This is a genomic window from Pseudomonas sp. PDM27 (assembly GCF_019219205.1).
GTDB lineage: Bacteria > Pseudomonadota > Gammaproteobacteria > Pseudomonadales > Pseudomonadaceae > Aquipseudomonas > Aquipseudomonas laurylsulfatiphila.
Genome location: NZ_JAHUWF010000002.1, coordinates 1 through 21,950, shown reverse-complemented (window position 1 = coordinate 21,950; position 21,950 = coordinate 1). Strand labels below are relative to the sequence as shown.

Here is a 21,950-nt window from a genome sequence, read left to right as displayed (position 1 = left end):
CCCGTTTTTTATGCCTGCTGATTTCTCACGGGCACCACCTACTCCCTGTGGGAGCGGGCTTGCCCGCGAAGGCGTCGTGTCAGTCGATATCAACTTTGCCTGACACACCGCTTTCGCGGGCAAGCCCGCACACAGGGTCAGTTGGTGTCTTCGTAAGCGGTGCCAAGCGGCAGAAAAGCGGCAGGCGGCGGAAAACCGTTGCCGCTTTTCTGGCATTGCCGCGTTGCCATGTCCGGCAAAGCCCCGGTTTCCGGGCTTTTTTGAATTGGCATGGGGCTTGCTAAGTTGATCCTACGAAAAATCAGGTCACCCGAAGGTTTCCCGACATGAGCATCAGCTTCGATAAAGCGCTCGGTATCCACGAACAAGCCCTGGGCTTCCGCGCCCAGCGTGCCGAAGTCCTGGCCAACAACATCGCCAACGCCGATACCCCGAACTACAAGGCTCGGGACCTGGACTTCTCGAAAGTGCTCGCCGAGCAGAACGAGAAAACCAAAAACGGCACCTTCGCCTTGAACATGACCAACAACCGTCATATCGAAGCTGAAGGCCTGGGCAATGCCGACGAGTCGTTGCTCTATCGCACGCCGATGCAACCGTCGATCGACCAGAACACCGTGGACGCTCAGCTGGAACAGTCGAACTACGCGGAAAACGCGGTCAACTTCCAGGCCAGCTTCACCCTGCTCAACAGCAAATTCAAAGGGCTGGTGTCAGCCCTGCGCGGAGAGTAAGCCATGTCTCTATCCAGTGTTTTCAACATTGCCGGTAGCGGCATGAGTGCGCAGACCACGCGTTTGAACACCGTCGCTTCGAACATCGCCAACGCCGAGACCGTCTCGTCGAGCATCGACCAGACCTACCGCGCGCGTCACCCGGTGTTCGCCACCATGTTCCAGGGCGGCCAGAGCGGCGGCAGCGACTCGCTGTTCCAGAACCAGGACGCCGCCGGCCAAGGCGTGCAGGTGCTGGGTGTGGTTGAAGACCAGAGCAATCTCGAGGCGCGCTACGAGCCGAACCATCCGGCCGCCGATGCCAAGGGCTACGTCTACTACCCGAACGTCAACGTGGTTGAAGAAATGGCCGACATGATTTCCGCGAGCCGTTCGTTCCAGACCAACGCCGAAATGATGAACACCGCCAAAACCATGATGCAGAAAGTCCTGACCCTCGGTCAGTGATAAGGGGCGACTCAGATGAGTGTTACCGATTCCACCAGTGGTTTGAGCCTCAACGACATCCTGGCCAACTCTTCGATCAAGACCAACACCACGACTGACGGCCTCGCCTCGGCAGCCGGCAGTGCATCGGGCAACCAGGCCCTGGGCAAGGATGCGTTCCTGCAGTTGCTGGTGACCCAGTTGAAAAACCAGAACCCGCTGGAGCCTCAGGACAACGGTGCGTTCGTGGCCCAGCTGGCGCAGTTCAGCAGCCTGGAAGGCATCACCACGCTCAACGACACCGTGAGCGGCCTGGCCAGCAACTACAACTCGTCCCAGGCCTTGCAGGCGTCGTCGCTGGTCGGCCGTTCGGTCATCGCGCCGGGCGACAAGGCTGTGGTCGACACCACCAAGAGCCTCAGCGGCACGGTGGTGGTGCCGTCTTCGGTGGCGTCCGCCACCCTGAAGATCACCGATTCAACCGGCAAGACCGTGCGCACCATCGACCTCGGTTCGCAGAAGGCCGGCAACGCCAGCTTCATCTGGGACGGCAAGAACGATGCGGGTGAGACGGTACCTGCGGGCACCTACACCTTCGGCGCCACGACCACGATCGATGGCAAGTCCGTCGCGTTGATCACCAACCTGCCCGCGACCGTCAACAGCGTGACCATCAGCCAGACCGGCGGTGAGTTGATGCTCAATCTGGCCGGGCTGGGCAGCGTTGCCCTGTCCAAAGTACAAACCATTGGTATGTAAAGCCGACTAACCCGGCATAAAGGAGTGGATGATGTCTTTCAATATCGGCCTTAGCGGTCTCTTTGCAGCCAACAAACAACTGGACGTGACCGGCAACAACATCGCCAACGTCGCGACCACCGGTTTCAAGTCGTCCCGTGCAGAGTTCGAAGACGTGTACTCGGCGACCCGCCTGGGCACCGGCAGCAAGACCGTCGGCAACGGCGTGCGCCTGGCCAACGTTTCCCAGCAGTTCACCCAGGGTGACGTGAGCAACACCGGCAACGTGCTCGACATGGGTATCCAGGGCAACGGTTTCTTTGTCCTGAGCAACAACGGTTCGCTGACCTACACCCGTGCCGGTACGTTCAAGACCGACAAGGATGGCTACGTCACCAACAGCGACGGTACCGCCCGCCTGCAAGGCTACGGCGTGGATTCCAACGGCAAGATCGTCAACGGCGTGCTGACCGACCTGCGGATCGACACCTCCAACCTGGCGCCGAAGTCCACCAGCAACGTGTCGTCGACGATCAACCTGAACTCCACGTCGCCGGTGATCGACCAGACGGTTGCGGCCAACAAGTTCGACCCGTCCAAGACCGAGACCTTTACCAAGTCGTTCAGTACCCCGATTTTCGATACTCAGGGTAACCAGCACACCATGGATCAATACATGGTCAAGACGGGCGCAAACACCTGGGATACCTACACCCTGATCGATGGTCGCAACCCCGATGGCAGTGATCCAAAGGTTACCGCTCCGATTGCTTCGACCATGTCGTTCGATGCCACCGGCAAACTGACTTCGGTCAGCACACCCGTGACGCCGCCAACCACGCCACCGACTTCGGTGATCAGCAGTGACCTGAAGATCACCAACTGGACTCCGGGCAGTGTCACCAATGGTGTCTGGACTGCAAACGGCGCAGCAGCCGATCCGGCTGGCTTGACCATCGCGATGGCCAACACCACCCAGTTCAACGCTGACACCGCGCGTTCGATTCCATCGCAGAACGGTTATGCCACTGGCCAGATCACCAACCTGACCATCGACGGCAGCGGTGTGCTGCTGGCCAACTTCAGCAACAACCAGACCAAGCCGATCGGCCAGATTTCCCTGGCCAGCTTCACCAACGAGCAAGGCCTGCAACCGGTAGGCGGCTCCAGCTGGAAAGAAACCTACACCTCGGGCATCCCGGGCTACGATGCGCCGCAGACTGGCACCCTGGGTTCGATCGTTTCCAATTCCCTGGAAGAGTCCAACGTCAACCTGACCAATGAACTGGTCGACCTGATCAAGGGACAGAGCAACTACCAGGCGAACGCCAAGACCATTTCTACCGAGAGCACCATCATGCAGACCATCATTCAGATGGCTTGATGCTGGGCGGCGCTGCATAAAAAGCCCCTCGAGAGAGGGGCTTTTTTGTGCTCGAAAGAAGGACCTGTGGGAGCGAGCTTGCTCCGGGCGGCGTTCCGACGATGGTCGTTAACGATAACGCGTGTTGTCTGGATACACGCGGCGCCCTCAAGACCATCGCGAGCAAGCTCGCTCCTACAGACAGGCAAAAGAAAACCCCCGACCCGCCAGAGGCAGATCGGGGGTTTCGAGCAAGCGTCTTGCGGCGCTTGTCGGCTCAGCTTATTGGCAAGCTTCGCAATCCGGCTCGTCGATGGCGCAAGCCTTTGGCACTGGAGCAGGGCCGGCAGGCGCGGCCAGGACCGAATCTTCACCGTGGTTGCCGCCGCTGGAAACAGCGTTCAGCTTGCCGGTGTTGATGGTCGACTTCTCGGTGCTGGTCGCGGCCAGGGCACGGAGGTAGTAAGTGGTTTTCAGGCCACGGTACCAGGCCATGCGGTAGGTCACGTCCAGCTTCTTGCCCGAGGCGCCGGCGATGTACAGGTTCAGCGACTGAGCCTGGTCGATCCACTTCTGACGACGGCTGGCAGCGTCGACGATCCACTTGGTGTCCACTTCGAAGGCAGTCGCATAGAGCTCTTTGAGTTCTTGCGGAATGCGCTCGATCTGCTGCACCGAACCGTCGTAGTACTTCAGGTCGTTGATCATGACCGAGTCCCACAGGCCGCGAGCCTTGAGGTCGCGAACCAGGTACGGGTTGATCACGGTGAATTCGCCCGACAGGTTCGATTTCACATACAGGTTCTGGTAGGTCGGTTCGATCGACTGCGATACGCCGGTGATGTTGGCGATGGTCGCGGTCGGTGCGATGGCCATGATGTTGGAGTTACGAATGCCTTTCTGTACACGGGCGCGAACCGGTGCCCAGTCCAGGGTTTCGTTCAGGTCGACATCGATGTACTTCTGGCCACGGGCTTCGATCAGGATCTGTTGCGAATCCAGCGGCAGGATGCCTTTGGACCACAGCGAACCCTGGAACGTCTCGTACGAGCCGCGCTCGTCGGCCAGGTCGCAGGAAGCCTGGATCGCGTAGTAGCTGACCGCTTCCATCGACTTGTCGGCGAACTCGACGGCAGCGTCGGAACCGTAAGGGATGTGCTGCAGGTACAAGGCGTCCTGGAAGCCCATGATGCCCAGGCCCACTGGACGGTGCTTGAAGTTGGAGTTCTTCGCTTGCGGCACCGAGTAGTAGTTGATGTCGATCACGTTGTCGAGCATGCGCACGGCAGTGTTCACGGTGCGTTGCAGCTTGGCGGTGTCCAGCTTGCCGTCGACGATGTGGTTCGGCAGGTTGATCGAGCCCAGGTTGCAAACGGCGATCTCGTCCTTGTTGGTGTTCAAGGTGATCTCGGTGCACAGGTTCGAGCTGTGGACCACGCCGACGTGCTGCTGCGGGCTGCGCAGGTTGCACGGGTCCTTGAAGGTCAGCCACGGGTGGCCGGTTTCGAACAGCATGGACAGCATTTTGCGCCACAGGTCTTTGGCCTGGATGGTCTTGAACAGCTTGACCTTGCCCGGGTACTCGGTCAGGGCTTCGTAGTACTCGTAGCGCTCTTCGAAGGCCTTGCCGGTCAGGTCGTGCAGGTCCGGCACTTCGGATGGCGAGAACAGGGTCCACTTGCCGTCATCGAAGACACGCTTCATGAACAGGTCAGGGATCCAGTTGGCGGTGTTCATGTCGTGGGTACGACGACGGTCGTCACCGGTGTTCTTACGGAGTTCGATGAACTCTTCGATGTCCATGTGCCAGGTTTCCAGGTAGGCACAGACAGCGCCTTTGCGCTTGCCACCCTGGTTAACGGCAACGGCGGTGTCGTTGACGACTTTGAGGAACGGAACCACGCCCTGGGATTTGCCGTTGGTGCCCTTGATGTACGAACCCAGCGCACGAACCGGCGTCCAGTCGTTGCCCAGGCCGCCCGCGAATTTCGACAGCATGGCGTTGTCGTGGATCGCGTGATAGATGCCCGACAGGTCATCCGGCACGGTGGTCAGGTAGCAGCTCGACAGCTGTGGACGCAGGGTACCGGCGTTGAACAGGGTCGGGGTCGAAGCCATGTAGTCGAAGGACGACAACAGGTTGTAGAACTCGATGGCACGGGCTTCGCGGTCTTTCTCTTCGATCGCCAGGCCCATGGCCACGCGCATGAAGAAGATCTGCGGCAGTTCGAAACGCACGCCATCCTTGTGGATGAAGTAACGGTCGTACAGGGTTTGCAGGCCCAGGTAGGTGAATTGCTGGTCGCGCTCGTGGTTGATCGCCTTGCCCAGTTTTTCCAGGTCGAAGGAGGCCAGCTCAGGGTTCAGCAGCTCGTATTCGATACCCTTGGCGATGTAGGCCGGCAGCGCCTTGGCGTACAGGTCGACCATCTCGTGGTGGGTGGCGCTTTCGGCGACGCCGAGGAAGCCCAGGCCTTCGGCACGCAGGGTGTCCATCAGCAGGCGCGCGGTCACGAACGAGTAGTTCGGCTCGCGTTCAACCAGGGTACGGGCAGTCATCACCAGGGCGGTGTTGACGTCGGTCAGGGCCACGCCGTCGTACAGGTTCTTCAGGGTTTCGCGCTGGATCAGGTCGCCGTCGACTTCTTCCAGGCCTTCGCACGCTTCGGTGACGATGGTGTTCAGGCGGCCCATGTCCAGCGGCGCCAGGCTGCCGTCGGCACGGCTGATGCGGATCGACGGGTGCGCTTGTACCGGCTCTTCGGTGGTACGAACGGCACGTTCCTTGGAACGGGCATCACGGTAGATCACGTAGTCGCGAGCGACTTTCTGCTCGCCGGCACGCATCAGGGCCAGTTCGACCTGGTCCTGGATTTCTTCGATGTGGATGGTGCCGCCCGATGGCATGCGACGCTTGAAGGTCGCGGTGACCTGTTCGGTCAGGCGGGCAACGGTGTCGTGGATTCGCGACGAGGCAGCAGCGGTGCCGCCTTCAACTGCGAGAAACGCTTTGGTGATGGCGACGGTGATTTTGTCATCGGTGTAGGGAACGACAGTGCCGTTACGCTTGATCACGCGCAGTTGGCCAGGCGCGGTGGCGGACAGATCCGAATTCGAATCAGCGGCCTGCGGCAAGGTGCCCTGCGGGTTCTCGCGAGTTGTGTCGGTTTGCATGGGGGAGTGTCTCCACATTCTCTATGTTTGTTTGGGCACCATCACGGTGCCCACCGTTCCGTCCTGAAGCACTACAACCGGCGAGCGCCGGGCATAACAACTTCGGGACAGTAGGAAGGGGGCTTTATGGGGCGCCGCTTCCATGCCGAAGTCTTTGGTCTCACGCCTTGGGCCTGAAACCTTGGTCCTTTGCAGGTGACAGTTGGGACTGCAACACCCGTACCGTTTTCACCACTCGGGGCCGAAACACAGTAGCCATCCGCATGCGCGGTTTGGTCTTTCGAAAATACGTCTGGTTCAACCGGACAGAGGCAATAAAAGCGCTTGAAATTGGTGTCTGGTTTGTGTTTGGTTTTTTGCGCAAAACCCTATATCTAGGGTTTTTTTAGCGCCGGGGTACAAGATAATGCGTTTTAGGGGGGGATTGCAACGTACTACCTGTGGATAAACCTGTGCGTAAATTGTGTGTGAAAGAGGGAACCGGCGTGTAGGCCGCGACGCTGCTGGACCGGACCTTTTTTCAGCGATTTTCCACGATCGAAAACGCTCGGTCGGATTTTTAAGGGCGCGAACCCTATCACAAAAAAACGCATTGTCCGAACGCATTTACCCGCTTGTGTTCTCGACGGACGGCGTTTATACATTCGGCCCAGCGTGTATACATATTTATCCCCCCGAATCATTACAAAAAGACGGGCGGATCCTTCCTTATTAGTGTTTTTGGCAAGCAGAGGTCACCCGTGGAGCAAGAAGCCTGGCAGGTATTGATTGTGGAGGACGACCAGCGACTGGCCGAACTGACCCGCGATTACCTGGAAGCCAATGGCCTGCGTGTGTCGATCGAAGGGAATGGTGCCCTCGCTGCGAACCGCATTATCAAGGAACAACCGGACCTGGTGATTCTCGACCTGATGCTCCCCGGTGAAGATGGCCTGAGCATTTGCCGCAAGGTCCGCGCCCGTTACGACGGCCCGATCCTGATGCTCACCGCCCGCACCGATGATACCGACCAGATTCTCGGCCTGGATCTGGGGGCTGACGACTATGTCTGCAAACCGGTACGCCCGCGCTTGCTGCTGGCGCGCATCCAGGCCCTGCTGCGCCGTAGCGAAACACCCGAAGTCGCCCCGGAAAAACAGCGGCGTCTGCAGTTCGGCCCGCTGATCGTCGACAACGCCTTGCGCGAAGCCTGGTTGCAGGGCAACGGCATCGAACTGACCAGCGCCGAATTCGACTTGCTCTGGCTGTTGGTGGCCAATGCCGGGCGCATTCTGTCCCGGGAAGAGATCTTCACTGCGCTGCGAGGTATCGGTTATGACGGTCAGGACCGCTCCATCGACGTGCGCATCTCGCGCATCCGTCCCAAGATCGGCGATGACCCGGAGCATCCACGGTTGATCAAGACCGTGCGCAGCAAAGGCTATCTGTTCGTTCCCGAGGCTTGCGTAGACCAGACCCTGTGAACTCGATCTTCCTGCGTATCTATGGCGGCATGTGTGCCGCGCTGATTCTGGTGGCGGTGCTCGGTGTGCTGGCCTTGCACCTGCTCAATCAGGTGCGCAGCGAGCAATACCGCGAGCGCCTGGCCCATGGCACGTTTTCGCTGATGGCCGACAACCTGCAACCGATGAACCAGACCGAGCGCCATCGGGCCTTGCTGGTGTGGGAGCGCTTGCTGGGCATTCCGCTGGCACTGAAAACCTTTACCGAGACTGACCTGGACCTTACCCAGCGCACTCGTGTGTTGCGCGGCCAGGCATTGGTGGAACAGACCGGCCCGCACGCGGCGAAGGTCTACAAGCTGGTCAGCGACAAGGAACAGTTGATGCTGACCGGGGAAGTGCAGCAGATCAGCGAGCAACTGGCCCGGGCGACCATCTACCTGTTGACCGATGAGCTGGTGCGCACCCCCGTAGCCGATCAGCCCATGCGCCTGGCGCACTTGAAGCAAGACAAGGGCTTTGGCTTCGATCTGCGCCTGGTCACGGTTGATGAGGCGGACATGGACGAAGACCAGAGCCGCCGGGTGTCCGAGGGCGACACCGTGATGGCGCTGGGCAAGGAAGGCGACTCGATCCGGGTGTTTGCCGGCATGGTCGGCACGCCGTGGGTCCTGGAAATCGGCCCGTTGTATCAGATGAATCCTTATCCCCCGCAATGGCTGGTGCTGATCGCCGCACTGGGCCTGACGCTGATCGGTTTGATCGTTTATCTGTTGGTGCGCCAGCTCGAGCGCCGTTTGCGTGGCCTGGAGGCAGCCGCCACGCGCATTGCCCAGGGCAGCCTGGAAACCCGTGTGCCGGCGCGCGGCGCGGACTCGGTGGGACGGCTGGCTTCGGCGTTCAACGGCATGGCCGAGCACTTGCAGCAGTTGTTGGCGATCCAGCGCGAACTGGTGCGCGCGGTGTCCCACGAATTGCGCACGCCGGTGGCGCGCCTGCGCTTTGGCCTGGAGATGATCGGCACGGCCACCACGCCGCAAGCCCTGGAAAAATACTGCCAGGGCATGGACAACGACATCGAGGATCTCGACCGGCTGGTGGACGAGATGCTGACCTACGCGCGCCTTGAGCAGGGTTCTCCGGCACTGAACTTCCAGCGAATCGATCTGGATGCCTTGGTCAACCAGGTGATTGAGGAGCTGGCGCCGTTGCGTGCCGACGTCACGGTACAGCGGGGGTTGTGCCTGTCGGCCGCCGATAACGACGATGCCTGGGTCGAGGCCGAACCGCGTTATCTGCACCGGGCGATCCAGAACCTGGTGAGCAACGCCATGCGCCATGCGCAATCACGGGTGACCATCAGCTATCAGGTGGGGCAGCAACGCTGCCGGGTGGATATCGAGGATGACGGGCCGGGGGTGCCGGAGTCGGCGTGGGAGAAGATCTTCACGCCGTTCTTGCGTCTGGACGACAGCCGAACCCGTGCGTCTGGCGGGCATGGGTTGGGGTTGTCGATCGTGCGGCGCATCATCCATTGGCATGACGGGCGTGCGTTGATCGGCAAGAGCAAGAGTCTGGGGGGGGCGTGTTTCAGCCTGAGCTGGCCGCGTAATCAGGAGAAGCGTTGAGCCTTGTGTTGTCTGTTCGGTCCTCATCGCGAGCAGGCTCGCTCCCACAGGGATTTGTGGTGTGACCTAGATCCAATGTGGGAGCGAGCCTGCTCGCGATGAGGGCCTGACAGGCGCCGAAAAACCTCAGGCCTTGATACTGACCAGACTCAACAACTGCCCATCCTTGACCCCGAACTGCGCATCCAGCTCGGTGCCGTTGCGCCATTCGCGGGACAAATCCGTGAGCAGTCGCAACCGCACCTCACCCGACTCACGCCATTCCAGCACTTCGGCGTGTTCGAAATAAAACCGTTGCTGAACGATCGGATAGAGTGCCTTGAACAGGCTTTCCTTGACCGAGAACGTCAGGGTCACCAGCAACGCCCGTTGCTCGCGAGGGCCAAGCGCCATGCGCTGTAGCTCCGGCGGGTTGAGGATTTCCCTGGCCAGGCGTTCGGCGCGTTCGACATTGAGCAGGTTTTCCAGGTCCATGCCCAAGCCGCGCCAATGGCTTTTGTTCGCGACAATCGCCGCGGCCCGGCCCGTGCTATGGGTGATCGAACCCGTGATATGAGCAGGCCAGACCGGTGCCCGGTCTTCACCAATGGCCGGAATGACGCTCAAGCCTTCCAGACGCTGTAACGCGGCCCGGGCACACACCCGCCCGGCGAGAAACTCCGCCTGCCGTTTGGCAACAGAGCGCTGAATGCTCGCCGGCACTTCCACAGCACTGCGCTGAAAGTCATCGCTGGCCAGTCGGGCGCTATCGAAGTGAGTGCTCAACAGGACCGTATCGGGCAGCACGAACGGCAGCGGCCAGTGGTCATCGAGGGGGGTGCAGCAGGCGGGCAGTGCTGGATTCATGTCGGCATTTTGCCGGGTTGCATTGGGTCTGGGTAGTGCAAAGCTTCAGATTGGTGCTGCCGCCTTCGCGAGCAGGCTCGCTCCCACAGTGGATTTGTGTCGCTTGCAAAATTCCTGTGGGAGCGAGCCTGCTCGCGAAGCGGTCTACCGGTTCAGCCAAAAATCTTTTTGAAGAACGCTTGCATGTCCGCCCACGATTTTTCATCGGCGGCCTTGTTGTAGCCAATGTCCGGTCCGCCATGATCGCCATGGCTCAACCGATCGGCATCCGGATTGGTGAACCCATGCTTGGCGCCGTCGAGGCTGACAAATGTGTAGTCGGCGCCGGCCTTGTCCATCTCGCTCTTGAAGGCCGTGATGTTTTCCGGGGTGACGATGCTGTCCAGCGCTCCGTGTTCCACCAGAATCTTCGCCTTGACGCTGCCTGGCGTTGCCGGCGTCTGGGTCGCCAACGCGCCATGGAAACTCACCACGCCTGCCAATGGCACGCCCTGTCTGGCGGCATTGAGCACCACGGCACCGCCGAAGCAGTAGCCGATGGCGGCTATTTTATGCGGATCGGTCTGCGGTTGTTTTTTCAACAGGTCGAGCCCGGCCTGAAACCTCGCGCTCGACACGGCACTGTCTTTTGCCACGGCTTGCATGAAGGCCATGGCGTCTTTGGGGTGCTCGGTATTTTTGCCGTCACCGTACATGTCGATGGCCAGGGCGCTGTAGCCCAGGCCGGCGAGATCCCGGGCGCGGCGCTTGGCGTAGTCGTTCAGGCCCCAGAACTCATGCACCACCACGACCCCGGGGCGCGGGCCCTTGAGGGTGTCGTCGTAGGCGTAGTAGCCCATCATTTTCGTGCCGTCGGCACTTTGGTAGGGGATTTCCCGGGTCTGGATGGCAGCCTGGCTGAGCCCGCTCAAGGCCAGCAGGAAGACAGCGAAGAACATGCGCATGGTCGGATCTCCTGTTGAAACGTGTCAAAACATTCGGGAAAGGGCGGTTCAGCCCAGGTTCAGAGTGCGTTCAGGGGGAGTTCAGGGCGCGGTGCGTAACCTTGCCTCGTACCCCAAAAACAAACGGCACATAAGGAAATTCCCCAATGACTGCATTCAAAAAACTGCTTCTGGCATTCACGGTTCTGGGCGCAAGCACCGCAGCCTTCGCCTCCAACGACAACTTCGCCAGCCTTACTCTTGGACAGACCAGCGACAAGATCAAAAAATCCCACGCCCTGAACGACAACCTCAATCACCCGAACGCCGATGGTGTGATCGGCAAGGACACCACCTGGGGTGTTCGTCTGGGCCAGCAGAATAACCAGGGCCGTTACTACGCCACTTACGACAACGTGTCGGGCTCGCACAACGGCATTAAACTGCGTCAGGAAAACCTCCTGGGCAGCTACGATCTGTTCTACCCGGTGGGTGGTAGCACCAAATTGTTCGGCGGCGCCACGGCGGGCCTGACCAAAATGACCCAGGAGTCACCAGGCTTCAGCCGCGACAGCAATATCGGCTACGCCATCGGTGGCCAGGTGGGTGTGCTGCAACAGGTTTCGCAGAACACCTCGGTTGAACTGGGTTACCGTTACCTGCGCAGCAACGCCAGCACCGAGATGAGCGAGCGCGGTGGCAGCAAGCTGGGTTCGCTGGACCTGACCAGCAGCGCCCAGACCTACCTGTCCGCCAACTACGCTTTCTGACAAGCTTTTCGTGAGCGGCCTGCGCCGGATCAGTCCGAGTGACTGATCCGGCGTAGCCATGTTAGCCATTGAGGTGCGACGTTGCGCCTCTGGAGATGTTGATTTGCCCGGGAGAGCGTTATGAAACTGCTGGTCGTCGAAGATGAAGCGTTGCTGCGTCATCACCTGAAAACCCGCCTGACGGAGAGCGGCCATGTGGTCGAGTCCGTGGCCAACGCCGAGGAGGCGCTGTACCAGACCGCGCAATTCAACTTTGACCTGGCGGTGATCGACCTCGGTCTGCCGGGCATGAGCGGGCTCGACCTGATTCGCCAGTTGCGTTCAGGTGGCAAGACCTTCCCCATCCTGATCCTCACCGCGCGCGGCAACTGGCAGGACAAGGTCGAAGGCCTGGCCGCCGGTGCCGACGATTACGTGGTCAAGCCGTTCCAGTTCGAAGAGCTGGAAGCTCGCCTGAACGCCTTGCTGCGCCGCTCCAGCGGTTTCACCCAGTCGACCATCGTCGCCGGTCCCTTGCTGCTGGATCTCAATCGCAAGCAGGCGTCCCTCGACGAACAGCCGCTGGCACTGACCGCGTATGAGTACCGCATTCTCGAATACCTGATGCGCCACCATCAGCAAGTGGTGCCCAAGGACCGCTTGATGGAACAGCTCTACCCGGATGACGACGAGCGTGATCCGAATGTGATCGAGGTGCTGGTCGGCCGTCTGCGCCGCAAACTGGAGGGGCCGGGTGGCTTCAAGCCAATCGACACCGTGCGCGGCCTTGGCTACCTGTTCAATGAGCGTTGCACTTGATCCGTTCGCTGCGCATTCGCTTGATGCTCGCCGCCACGCTGTTGGCGGTGTTGTTCATGCTGGCGTTGCTGCCGGCGATGCAGGGTGCCTTCAGCCTGGCGTTGCAGGACTCCATCGAGCAGCGTCTGGCATCGGACGTGACCACGTTGATCTCCGCCGCTCGAGTCGAGAACAACAGCTTGCAGATGCCGGCGCAATTGCCCGACGAGCGCTTCAATCTCACCGATAGCCGACTGCTCGGCTATATCTATGACCGTGAAGGGCGCCTGGTCTGGCGCTCAAAGGCGACCCGGGAAGAACGCATCAATTACAAGCCACGCTATGACGGACGTGGTAGCGAGTTTGCGCGGATCCGCGAAGCCAACGGCCAGGAATTCTTCGTCTACGACGTCGAGGTCAAGTTGCTCGGCGGCAAAAGTGCAGCCTTCAGCATCGTGGCGTTGCAGCCGGTTCGCGAGTACGAACTGACCCTCGAAGGCTTGCGGGAAAATCTCTATCTGGGTTTTGGTGCGGCACTGCTGGTGCTGTTGGCGTTACTGTGGATCGGCCTGACCTGGGGCTTGCAGGCATTGCGACGCTTGAGTCAGGAGCTGGACCAGATCGAAGGTGGCACCCGCGAAAGCCTCAGCGAGGAACATCCCCGGGAATTGCTGCGCCTGACCGGTTCCCTCAACCGTTTGCTGCACAGTGAACGTGAGCAGCGCAGTCGCTACCGTGATTCCCTCGACGACCTGGCCCATAGCCTGAAAACGCCGCTGGCGGTGTTGCAGGGCGTCAGTGAAGACATGGCCCAGCGTCCCGAGGATCGCGATCAGGCCTGGGTGCTGCAAACCCAGATCGAGCGAATGAGCCAGCAGATCAGCTACCAGTTGCAGCGCGCCAGCTTGCGCAAGAGCGGTCTGGTACGTCATCAGGTGCACTTGCACCCGGTGCTGAAAAGTCTGTGCGACACGCTGGACAAGGTCTATCGCGACAAGCGCGTGCACGTCGCGTTCGACCTGCCCGACCCGTGCCATGTACCGATCGAGCAGGGCGCTTTACTGGAAATGATGGGTAACCTGCTGGAAAACGCCTATCGGCTGTGCCTCGGCGAAATACGCATCAGCGTGCGTGAAACCCTCAGCGGCACCGAGTTGTGTGTCGAGGACGACGGCCCCGGCGTACCGCTGGATCAGCGCGCACGGATTCTCGAGCGCGGCGAGCGGCTGGACCGTCAGCATCCGGGACAGGGCATCGGCCTGGCGGTGGTCAAGGACATCATCGAGAGCTACAGCGCCCAGCTGACCCTGGGTGATTCACCGATGGGCGGGGCGGCGTTCCGGATTCATTTTCCGGTGGTTTAGCGGTGTTTTATCGGACGCCATCGCGAGCAGGCTCGCTCCCACAGGGATTAGCGGTGAACACTTTTTTGTGAACGACACTGATTAATTGTGGGAGCGAGCCTGCTCGCGAAGAGGCCAGTGAAGACAGCAAAAAATCGGCCTTGAAACTCAGTGTTCCTGCGCCCGATAAGCCCCCGGTGTCAGCCCGGTCCACTTCTTGAACGCCCGGTGAAACGCCGACGGTTCGGAAAACCCCAATTGCTCGGCGATCTGTTGCAACGACAGGTCAGCGCGGCTCAGGTGGTAAATCGCGATGTCCCGGCGCAACTGGTCCTTCAATTCCTGAAAGCTCGTGCCCTCGTCACGCAAATGCCGGCGCAAGGTTTGCGGGCTGATGTGCAGGTGCGCGGCCACGGCTTCCAGGTCTGGCCAGCGTGAACTGTCGCGGCTGAGTAAGCGCCGCAAGCGGCTGCTCAGGCTGTCGCCGTCATCCGGACGCGAAAGCAGGTTGGCCGGGGAGTGCTCAAGAAAATGCTTGAGGGTGCGCTCATCCTGCAACAGCGGCATGGCCAGGTAGCGGTTGTGAAACAACAGGCTGCTCTGGGGGCGTGAAAACTCAAGCGGGCAGGAAAACAGCAGGTCGTACTCGGCGCCGTGTTCCGGTCGCGGGTAGCTGAACGTGGCCTGTTCCAGGCGAATGCGCTGGCCGATCAGCCAGCTGCCGAAACGGTGCCAGATCACCAGCAGAGCCTCGGTCAGAAAGTGGTCCGGGTCCCAAAGCTGCGAGTCGTCCAGGCTCAGGCGGACCCATTCGTCCTCGTGAGTCAGGGTCAAACGCGGAGCCCCGGGGAATAGGCTATAAAACAATAAGCCGCGATTGAGTGCCTTATCCAGATTGCGGCAGTGGATGACGGCATGACACATCATCGCGAAGCTACCCGGTTTGCTCGGGGCTTGCCCAAAACCCAGGTACTCGTCGTCCAGTGCCAGCCATAAGGCCTTGATCAACTGGGTGAACTGCTCCGGAGCGATGCGCGCCCGCGGTTCGTCCAGCAGCTCGGGGCTGATTCCCAGTTGTTGCAGCAGTCTCGAGTAGTCGTAGCCGTGTCGACGCGCCCCCCCGAGAACGGCGCGGGCGAAATGACTGGCGATGGTGCGTTCGCGCATGGCAGCAGATCTGACCGTTGAACGACGGATGGTAGCTGCGCGCTGCGGGCATGAACAGGGCGGATATCCGCCAAATTGCAGGACGACTTTTAGTGGAAGGGCGGAAATCCGCCACATGCATGTAACCGTCCGGTGACAGGGAATTTGCTGCGACCCCTGATATCAAAAGGCTTGCAGGTATTTTACGGAAGGTGGCACGGGCCTTGCGATACAACGTGCAGAGGCCTGCCGTTGCGCAGCTCGAAAAAACAAATCCCTCCAGTGCAGGAGGGTTCGCAATTGCGGTGTTGCGGGCAACAGATGGATGTTGTCACCGGGCACCCTTGAGGAACTTTGCAATGACGACTCGTCAGCCACTGTACAAATCCCTGTATTTCCAGGTGATCGTTGCAATTGTCATCGGTATCGCTCTCGGCCACTACTATCCACAGCTCGGTGTGGCCGTTAAGCCACTGGGCGACGGGTTCATCAAGTTGATCAAAATGATCATCGCCCCGATCATCTTCTGTACCGTTGTCAGCGGCATCGCCGGCATGCAGAACATGAAGTCGGTCGGCAAGACAGGTGGCTACGCGCTGCTGTACTTCGAGATCGTGTCGACCATTGCCTTGCTGGTCGGTCTGGTCGTGGTCAACATCGTGCAGCCGGGCAATGGCATGCACATCGACGTCGCCACCCTCGATGCCTCCAAGATTGCCACTTATGTTGCAGCCGGTGCTGACCAAAGCGTCGTCGGCTTCCTGCTGAACGTGATCCCGACCACCATCGTCGGCGCCTTCGCCACCGGCGACATCCTGCAAGTGCTGATGTTCTCGGTGATCTTCGGTTTCGCCCTGCATCGCCTGGGTGCCTACGGCAAGCCGCTGCTGGACTTCATCGATCGCTTCGCCCACGTGATGTTCAACATCATCAACATGATCATGAAGCTCGCGCCGATCGGTGCCTTCGGTGCCATGGCGTTCACCATCGGTGCCTACGGTGTCGGCTCGCTGGTGCAACTGGGTCAACTGATGGCGTGCTTCTACATCACATGCCTGCTGTTCATCCTGATCGTGTTGGGCTCCATCGCCCGCCTGCACGGTTTCAGCGTTCTGAAAATGATCCGCTACATCCGTGAGGAACTGCTGATCGTGCTCGGTACTTCCTCTTCGGAATCGGTGCTGCCACGCATGCTGATCAAGATGGAGCGTCTGGGTGCACAGAAATCCGTAGTAGGCCTGGTGATCCCGACCGGCTATTCGTTCAACCTCGACGGTACCGCCATCTACCTGACCATGGCCGCGGTGTTCATTGCCCAGGCCACCGATACGCCCATGGACATCACGCATCAGATCACCCTGCTGGTGGTGTTGCTGCTGTCCTCCAAAGGCGCTGCGGGTGTGACCGGTAGTGGTTTCATCGTACTGGCTGCAACGCTGTCCGCCGTCGGCCACCTGCCAGTTGCCGGCTTGGCGCTGATCCTCGGTATCGACCGTTTCATGTCCGAAGCCCGTGCCCTGACCAACCTGATCGGTAACGCCGTGGCGACCATCGTTGTGGCCAAATGGGTCAAGGAACTGGACACCGACGTGCTGCAAGCCGAACTGGCTTCGGGCGGTCGCGGCATTGCCGACGAGCCTAAAGACGATGTTTTGGGCCACGTCGAAGAGGTAGCCCCGGCTAACGCCAAGTAAGCCTTGTCCTGATGAAAAACCCGCTTCGGCGGGTTTTTTGTTGCCTGCGGATTGAGCGTAACGGTCACTGCACGTGGCGCATAAGGTGATTGCCGCAAAGCGATCGGCTGCCTAGGCTGTGGGCATTGTTAAGGGAGAACGTTCATGCTCGGTCCATTGGCATCACTCAAGGTTCTGGATTTCTCGACACTGCTGCCGGGGCCGTTCGCTTCGTTGCTGCTGGCGGACATGGGCGCCGAAGTGTTGCGCATCGAATCACCGACCCGCATGGATCTGCTGCGGGTATTGCCGCCCCACGATCAAGGGGTGTCGGCCAGTCATGCCTACCTCAACCGCAACAAGCGCAGCCTCGCCCTGGATCTCAAACAGCCTGAGGCGCTGGATGTCATCAAGCATCTGTTGCAGGACTACGACATCGTGCTGGAGCAATTCCGCCCCGGTGTCATGGATCGACTGGGGCTGGGGTATGAGGCTCTGAAGGCGATCAACCCAAAGCTGATTTATGTGTCGATCACCGGCTACGGCCAGACCGGTCCCTACAAGGACCGCGCCGGCCACGACATCAACTATCTGGCCTTGTCCGGGCTGGCGAGTTACACCGGCCGAACCGACAGTGGGCCACTGCCGTTGGGCATGCAGGTGGCGGATGTCGCCGGTGGCTCGCTGCACGGGGTGATTGGCCTGCTGGCGGCGGTCATCGCCCGGCAGCAAACCGGTCAGGGCCAGCACCTGGATGTCAGCATGACCGACTGCGCGTTCAGCCTGAATGCGCTGGCGGGTGCCGGATATCTGGCCTGTGGCGTCGAGCCGGGGCCGGAAAACCAGGTGCTCAACGGCGGCAGCTTTTACGATTACTACCGCTCTCGGGATGGGCGCTGGCTGTCGGTGGGCAGCCTGGAGCCGGTGTTCATGAAGCAGTTGTGCACGGCATTGGGGCTGGAAGAACTGGCTGGCCTGGGCCTGTCACCGCAACCGGCGCATCAGAAAAAGCTGAAAGACGCGTTGAAGGTCGAATTCGAAAAGCATGATTTTGCCGAGTTGCGTGCGCTGTTCGCGGAACTGGATGCGTGCGTCGAACCGATGTTGAGCCTGGGAGAAGCGCTGTGTCATCCGCAGTTGCAAGCGCGGGAGTTGGTGACCGACGTGCCGCGGGACGATGGTTCAACCCAGGCGCAGATGGCTTGTCCGCTGAAGTTTTCAGAGGGGTTGCCTGAGCCGAAGCATATCGGCGCGGCGCTGGGGCAGCATACCGATCAGGTGTTGGGGGAGTTGGGGTTTGGTGCTGAGCGGATTGCTGAATTACGGCGAGCCAAAGTGATTCTCTAGGGCCTGTCAGGCCGCCATCGCGAGCAGGCTCGCTCCCACAGGGGATCGGCGGCGTGACACAAACCCAGTGTGGGAGCGAGCCTGCTCGCGAAGGCGGCCGCACAAACACCGAAAATCCAACTACTCGACCCGCATCTCCCCACTGAACACCAAGGTGTTGCGACACCGCCGGCACAGGTACCGGCGCCCTTGCCGCACCAGGCTGTGGCGTTGGGCCGAGAACGGGAAGTCGCTGTCGGCGCACGGGCATTTGTAGATGTAGCGGGTCACGCTGCGGCGTTTGACGTCATAGGTGTGGCAGCGGTTGGGCGGCAGTTCGTATACGCCGCGCATGATCAATTGCCACTCTTCGCCATGGGGCTGGATGCGGTCGCCGAACAGCTGGTGGGCGATCAGGTGCGCGACTTCATGGGCCACGGTCTGCTTGAGGAAATCCTCGGTATTCTCCCGGTACAGCTGCGGATTGAAGCGCAGCAGGTTCTCGTGCAAATGCGCGACACCGGCTTTTTGCCCGCGCAGCTTGAGGCTCACCACAGGGCGCTTGAAAGGTCGTTTGAAAAAGGATTCGGCTAGTTGGAAACAGTCTTCGACGCGGGAATTGAGTTGCTCGGGCATGCTTGATGGATCTCCAGAGCGGTCGAGTATGCCGCAACCCTCGGGCCTTGCGAATCACCAGGTTGCCGAATGGTCGTGGGCTTTCTCGTTGCTGAAGAATGAAAAGGCCGCCTCGCGGCGGCCTTTATCGGCATTTCTGATTTTCGGTGATGAGCGGCTAGTTGGTGTAGACCGGCCCCACGCCGAGTCCCCAGACAATCACAGTGAACGCCATGATGGCGACCAGCACCACCAGGCCTACGGCAAGCACCGAACTTGAAAACAGGAAGCCCTCGTCAGATGGAATGTTCATGAAGGTCGGTAAGCCCACATACAGCAAGTACACCGTGTAGCAGATGGCTGCGGTGCCGACGATCATCCCCAGCCACAAGTGCGGGTACAGGGCCGCGAGGCCGCCGATGAACAAGGGGGTCGCGGTGTAGGTTGCAAACGCAATGCAGCGGGCGAGGCTTGGGTTGGCGTCATAGGTGCGGGCCATCCAGTGAATGAATGCGCCCATTACCGCTACACCCCCGAGCATCGCCAGGTACGACATGACCGTCATCCATATCGCGCTTTCTACGGTCAACATCACGGGAGGCCGATTGCCGATGACCCAGCCGACCTGTGTGGTGCCAATGAAGGCAGACACGGCGGGGATGGCCGCCAGGATCAGCGTATGGGTCAGGTACATGTGGCTGATGCTTTCCTCCTGGTCGCCACGGATTTCTTTCCATTCTTGGTCAGGGTGGGTGAAGAGCCCCACTACGTGATGGATCATGCCAGTCACTCCTCTTGTCTTTACCGTCGCCCCCCAGTGGAGCGCCTACGGGCCAATGCGGCCAAGCAAGTCACAGGTCTGAAATATGTAAGCGACCTTATGTCGCAGTATAGGGAGGAGTTTCCCCGGGTGGAGCAGGGGCTTTAGAGCAAATCGCGCTGTAAACACTAGGCCTAATCGCGGTTGCGTCTGTAGAAGCTATCGAAGGCTGCGATCTTTTGATCTTTGATGATTTCAGCGCCATCGAAGATCAAAATCAAAAGATCGCAGCCTTCGGCAGCTCCTACGGGTCGTTTTTTTGCGTAAAATGCCCGCCTTTCGTCACACCTCACGGATTTCGCGTCATGGGCACTCTCACGGTCAACCAGAACAAACTGCAAAAGCGCCTTCGCCGACAGGCCGGTGAGGCGGTTGCCGATTTCAACATGATTGAAGACGGCGACAAGGTCATGGTCTGCCTGTCCGGTGGCAAGGACAGCTACACCATGCTCGATGTGCTGATGCACTTGCAGAAGGTCGCGCCGATCAAGTTCGAGATCGTGGCCGTGAACATGGATCAGAAGCAGCCGGGCTTCCCGGAGCACGTGCTGCCGGCCTACCTGAAAGAACTGGGTATCGAGTACCACATCGTCGAGAAAGACACGTATTCGGTGGTCAAGGAGCTGATTCCGGAAGGCAAGACCACGTGCTCGCTGTGCTCGCGCCTGCGTCGCGGCACGCTCTACACCTTCGCCGATGAAATTGGCGCGACCAAGATGGCCCTGGGTCACCACCGCGACGACATCGTCGAAACGTTCTTCCTGAACATGTTCTTCAACGGTTCGCTCAAGGCCATGCCGCCGAAGCTGCGCGCCGACGATGGTCGAAACGTGGTGATTCGCCCGCTGGCCTACTGCAACGAAAAAGACATCCAGGCCTACTCGGACTTCAAGCAATTCCCGATCATTCCGTGCAACCTCTGTGGTTCCCAGGAAAACCTGCAGCGTCAGGTGGTCAAGGAAATGCTGCAGGACTGGGAACGCAAGACCCCGGGCCGTACCGAGAGCATTTTCCGCAGCCTGCAGAACGTGATCCCATCGCAACTGGCGGACCGCAACCTGTTTGACTTCACCAGCCTCAAGATCGACGAAAGCGCCGCATCGCGCTTCGTCAACGTGGTCAACCTCTAACCACAACTACTGTGGGAGCGAGCTTGCTCGCGATTGCGCCATGTCAGTCGACTTCAATGTTGAATGACACACTGCTATCGCGAGCAAGCTCGCTCCCACAGGTTTTTTCGTTTTATTTCAGATTACTGGAGAGGGCATGCGCGATTACAAGTGGCTCAATGAATACTGCCTGAACCGTTTCGGTTCGGCGGCTGAACTGGAAGCCCATCTGCCCGTTCCCAAAACCCCGGCGCAATTGCGCAAGATCAGCGACGATCGCTACCTTTCGATGATGGCGCTACGGGTATTCCGCGCCGGGCTCAAGCACAGCCTGGTGGACGCCAAGTGGCCAGCCTTCGAAGAAGTGTTCTTCAGGTTCGATCCGGAAAAAGTCGTGCTGATGAGTGCCGAGCACCTTGAGCGGCTGATGCAGGACACGCGGATCATCCGGCACCTGGGCAAGCTCAAGAGTGTGCCGCGCAACGCGCAGTTCATACTGGACGTGGCCCATGAAAAGGGCAGCTTCGGCGAACTGATCGCCGACTGGCCGGTGACCGATATCGTCGGGCTCTGGACCTTCCTGAAAAAACGCGGACATCAGTTGGGTGGCCTGTCAGCCCCGCGCTTCCTGCGGATGATCGGCAAGGACACCTTTGTGCCGAGCTACGACGTGGTCGCGGCGCTGAATGCGCAAGACATCATCGACAAGGTGCCGAGCAGTCTGCGCGACCTGGCGTTGGTGCAGGACGTGTTCAACCAGTGGCATGAGGAAAGTGGCGGGCGGCCGATGAGCCAGATTTCGATGATGCTGGCGTATACCGTCAATCATTGAGGGGGTGGGTGGCCAAAAAGATCGCAGCCTTCGGCAGCTCCTACAGGGGAATGTGTAAACCTGTAGGAGCTGCCGTGTAGTGGTCGAACATTTTTGGACCATGATGTAGGAGCATCGACTTAAGGACGCATCATGGGGTATCGGGTTGTTACATCTGAGGAAAAAGCGGAAGCCATCCGCTTGGTAGTGGAGATGAATTACTCCATACCTAAAGCCTGTGAGGCCACCGGGGTGGGCCCTACGGCTCTGCGCCGCTGGGTTCTGC

At 59.9% G+C, this 21,950-nt stretch carries 21 protein-coding genes; 14 read left to right on the top strand and 7 right to left on the bottom strand.

What is annotated here, in order from left to right; genetic code table 11:
- Positions 1 to 137: 137 nt before the first annotated feature.
- A complete protein-coding gene (locus KW838_RS29455; RefSeq protein ID WP_256358753.1) occupies positions 138 to 272 on the bottom strand; it encodes a hypothetical protein in 135 nt (44 codons plus the stop codon).
- 54 nt (positions 273 to 326) lie between these two features.
- On the opposite strand from KW838_RS29455, the gene flgB reads away from it, so the two are divergent.
- The 4 genes from flgB to flgE are packed head-to-tail and all read left to right on the top strand — an operon-like array spanning position 327 to position 3,282.
- Entirely contained in the window at positions 327 to 734 is a 408-nt protein-coding gene (flgB, locus tag KW838_RS05445; RefSeq protein WP_218500634.1) for a flagellar basal body rod protein FlgB, read from the top strand.
- A gap of 3 nt (positions 735 to 737) precedes the next feature.
- Entirely contained in the window at positions 738 to 1,181 is a 444-nt protein-coding gene (flgC, locus tag KW838_RS05440; protein WP_007937507.1) for a flagellar basal body rod protein FlgC, read from the top strand.
- A 15-nt stretch (positions 1,182 to 1,196) separates the two neighbouring features.
- Entirely contained in the window at positions 1,197 to 1,919 is a 723-nt protein-coding gene (flgD, locus tag KW838_RS05435) for a flagellar hook assembly protein FlgD (protein WP_102699806.1), read from the top strand.
- A 31-nt stretch (positions 1,920 to 1,950) separates the two neighbouring features.
- Complete coding sequence (flgE, locus tag KW838_RS05430) at positions 1,951 to 3,282, top strand: flagellar hook protein FlgE (protein WP_217836142.1); 1,332 nt, start codon at positions 1,951 to 1,953, stop codon at positions 3,280 to 3,282.
- A 261-nt stretch (positions 3,283 to 3,543) separates the two neighbouring features.
- Here flgE and KW838_RS05425 read toward each other — a convergent pair whose 3' ends face one another.
- Positions 3,544 to 6,435 (bottom strand): ribonucleoside-diphosphate reductase subunit alpha, encoded by a 2,892-nt coding sequence (locus KW838_RS05425; RefSeq protein WP_102699804.1) that lies wholly within the window; start codon positions 6,433 to 6,435, stop codon positions 3,544 to 3,546.
- 740 nt (positions 6,436 to 7,175) lie between these two features.
- On the opposite strand from KW838_RS05425, the gene KW838_RS05420 reads away from it, so the two are divergent.
- On the top strand, positions 7,176 to 7,898 hold the full coding sequence (locus KW838_RS05420) for a response regulator (RefSeq protein ID WP_102699803.1): 723 nt from the start codon (positions 7,176 to 7,178) through the stop codon (positions 7,896 to 7,898).
- Complete coding sequence (locus KW838_RS05415; protein ID WP_102699802.1) at positions 7,895 to 9,505, top strand: ATP-binding protein; 1,611 nt, start codon at positions 7,895 to 7,897, stop codon at positions 9,503 to 9,505. The genes KW838_RS05420 and KW838_RS05415 overlap by 4 nt, the downstream gene beginning before the upstream one ends.
- A gap of 126 nt (positions 9,506 to 9,631) precedes the next feature.
- Here the strand turns inward: KW838_RS05415 and KW838_RS05410 are convergent, their stop codons facing one another.
- Together KW838_RS05410 and KW838_RS05405 are read right to left on the bottom strand one after the other, a co-directional pair.
- Entirely contained in the window at positions 9,632 to 10,351 is a 720-nt protein-coding gene (locus tag KW838_RS05410; protein ID WP_218500633.1) for a 4'-phosphopantetheinyl transferase, read from the bottom strand.
- A 152-nt stretch (positions 10,352 to 10,503) separates the two neighbouring features.
- Positions 10,504 to 11,295, bottom strand: a complete 792-nt coding sequence (locus tag KW838_RS05405) for a dienelactone hydrolase family protein (RefSeq protein ID WP_102699799.1) — start codon at positions 11,293 to 11,295, stop codon at positions 10,504 to 10,506.
- Positions 11,296 to 11,441: 146 nt separating this feature from the next.
- On the opposite strand from KW838_RS05405, the gene KW838_RS05400 reads away from it, so the two are divergent.
- From KW838_RS05400 to KW838_RS05390, 3 genes are all read left to right on the top strand, one after another.
- A complete protein-coding gene (locus KW838_RS05400; protein ID WP_102699798.1) occupies positions 11,442 to 12,044 on the top strand; it encodes a hypothetical protein in 603 nt (200 codons plus the stop codon).
- A gap of 120 nt (positions 12,045 to 12,164) precedes the next feature.
- Positions 12,165 to 12,842, top strand: coding sequence for a response regulator transcription factor (locus tag KW838_RS05395; protein WP_007980106.1), 678 nt, complete (start codon positions 12,165 to 12,167; stop codon positions 12,840 to 12,842).
- A complete protein-coding gene (locus tag KW838_RS05390) occupies positions 12,839 to 14,185 on the top strand; it encodes an ATP-binding protein (RefSeq protein WP_102699797.1) in 1,347 nt (448 codons plus the stop codon). The genes KW838_RS05395 and KW838_RS05390 overlap by 4 nt, the downstream gene beginning before the upstream one ends.
- A gap of 147 nt (positions 14,186 to 14,332) precedes the next feature.
- Here KW838_RS05390 and KW838_RS05385 read toward each other — a convergent pair whose 3' ends face one another.
- The gene (locus KW838_RS05385) at positions 14,333 to 15,331 is read right to left on the bottom strand and encodes an AraC family transcriptional regulator (RefSeq protein WP_218500632.1); all 999 of its coding nucleotides are present in this window, start codon (positions 15,329 to 15,331) and stop codon (positions 14,333 to 14,335) included.
- A gap of 338 nt (positions 15,332 to 15,669) precedes the next feature.
- Here KW838_RS05385 and KW838_RS05380 point away from each other — a divergent pair, with 338 nt between their 5' ends.
- Together KW838_RS05380 and KW838_RS05375 are read left to right on the top strand one after the other, a co-directional pair.
- Positions 15,670 to 17,004: a dicarboxylate/amino acid:cation symporter gene (locus KW838_RS05380; protein WP_218500631.1), complete on the top strand. Its 1,335-nt coding sequence runs from the start codon at positions 15,670 to 15,672 to the stop codon at positions 17,002 to 17,004.
- A 144-nt stretch (positions 17,005 to 17,148) separates the two neighbouring features.
- Complete coding sequence (locus tag KW838_RS05375; protein ID WP_218500630.1) at positions 17,149 to 18,330, top strand: CaiB/BaiF CoA-transferase family protein; 1,182 nt, start codon at positions 17,149 to 17,151, stop codon at positions 18,328 to 18,330.
- Positions 18,331 to 18,450: 120 nt separating this feature from the next.
- Here the strand turns inward: KW838_RS05375 and KW838_RS05370 are convergent, their stop codons facing one another.
- Complete coding sequence (locus KW838_RS05370) at positions 18,451 to 18,945, bottom strand: SprT family zinc-dependent metalloprotease (protein WP_007980095.1); 495 nt, start codon at positions 18,943 to 18,945, stop codon at positions 18,451 to 18,453.
- Between the two features lie 157 nt (positions 18,946 to 19,102).
- Entirely contained in the window at positions 19,103 to 19,705 is a 603-nt protein-coding gene (locus tag KW838_RS05365) for a Yip1 family protein (RefSeq protein ID WP_015096459.1), read from the bottom strand.
- Positions 19,706 to 20,049: 344 nt separating this feature from the next.
- On the opposite strand from KW838_RS05365, the gene ttcA reads away from it, so the two are divergent.
- From ttcA to KW838_RS05350, 3 genes are all read left to right on the top strand, one after another.
- A complete protein-coding gene (gene ttcA, locus KW838_RS05360) occupies positions 20,050 to 20,874 on the top strand; it encodes a tRNA 2-thiocytidine(32) synthetase TtcA (protein ID WP_015096458.1) in 825 nt (274 codons plus the stop codon).
- Positions 20,875 to 21,010: 136 nt separating this feature from the next.
- The gene (locus KW838_RS05355) at positions 21,011 to 21,685 is read left to right on the top strand and encodes a DNA-3-methyladenine glycosylase I (protein WP_102699793.1); all 675 of its coding nucleotides are present in this window, start codon (positions 21,011 to 21,013) and stop codon (positions 21,683 to 21,685) included.
- A gap of 132 nt (positions 21,686 to 21,817) precedes the next feature.
- Positions 21,818 to 21,950 (top strand): transposase (locus tag KW838_RS05350; protein WP_218500830.1); only part of this gene is annotated, 133 nt, incomplete at its 3' end.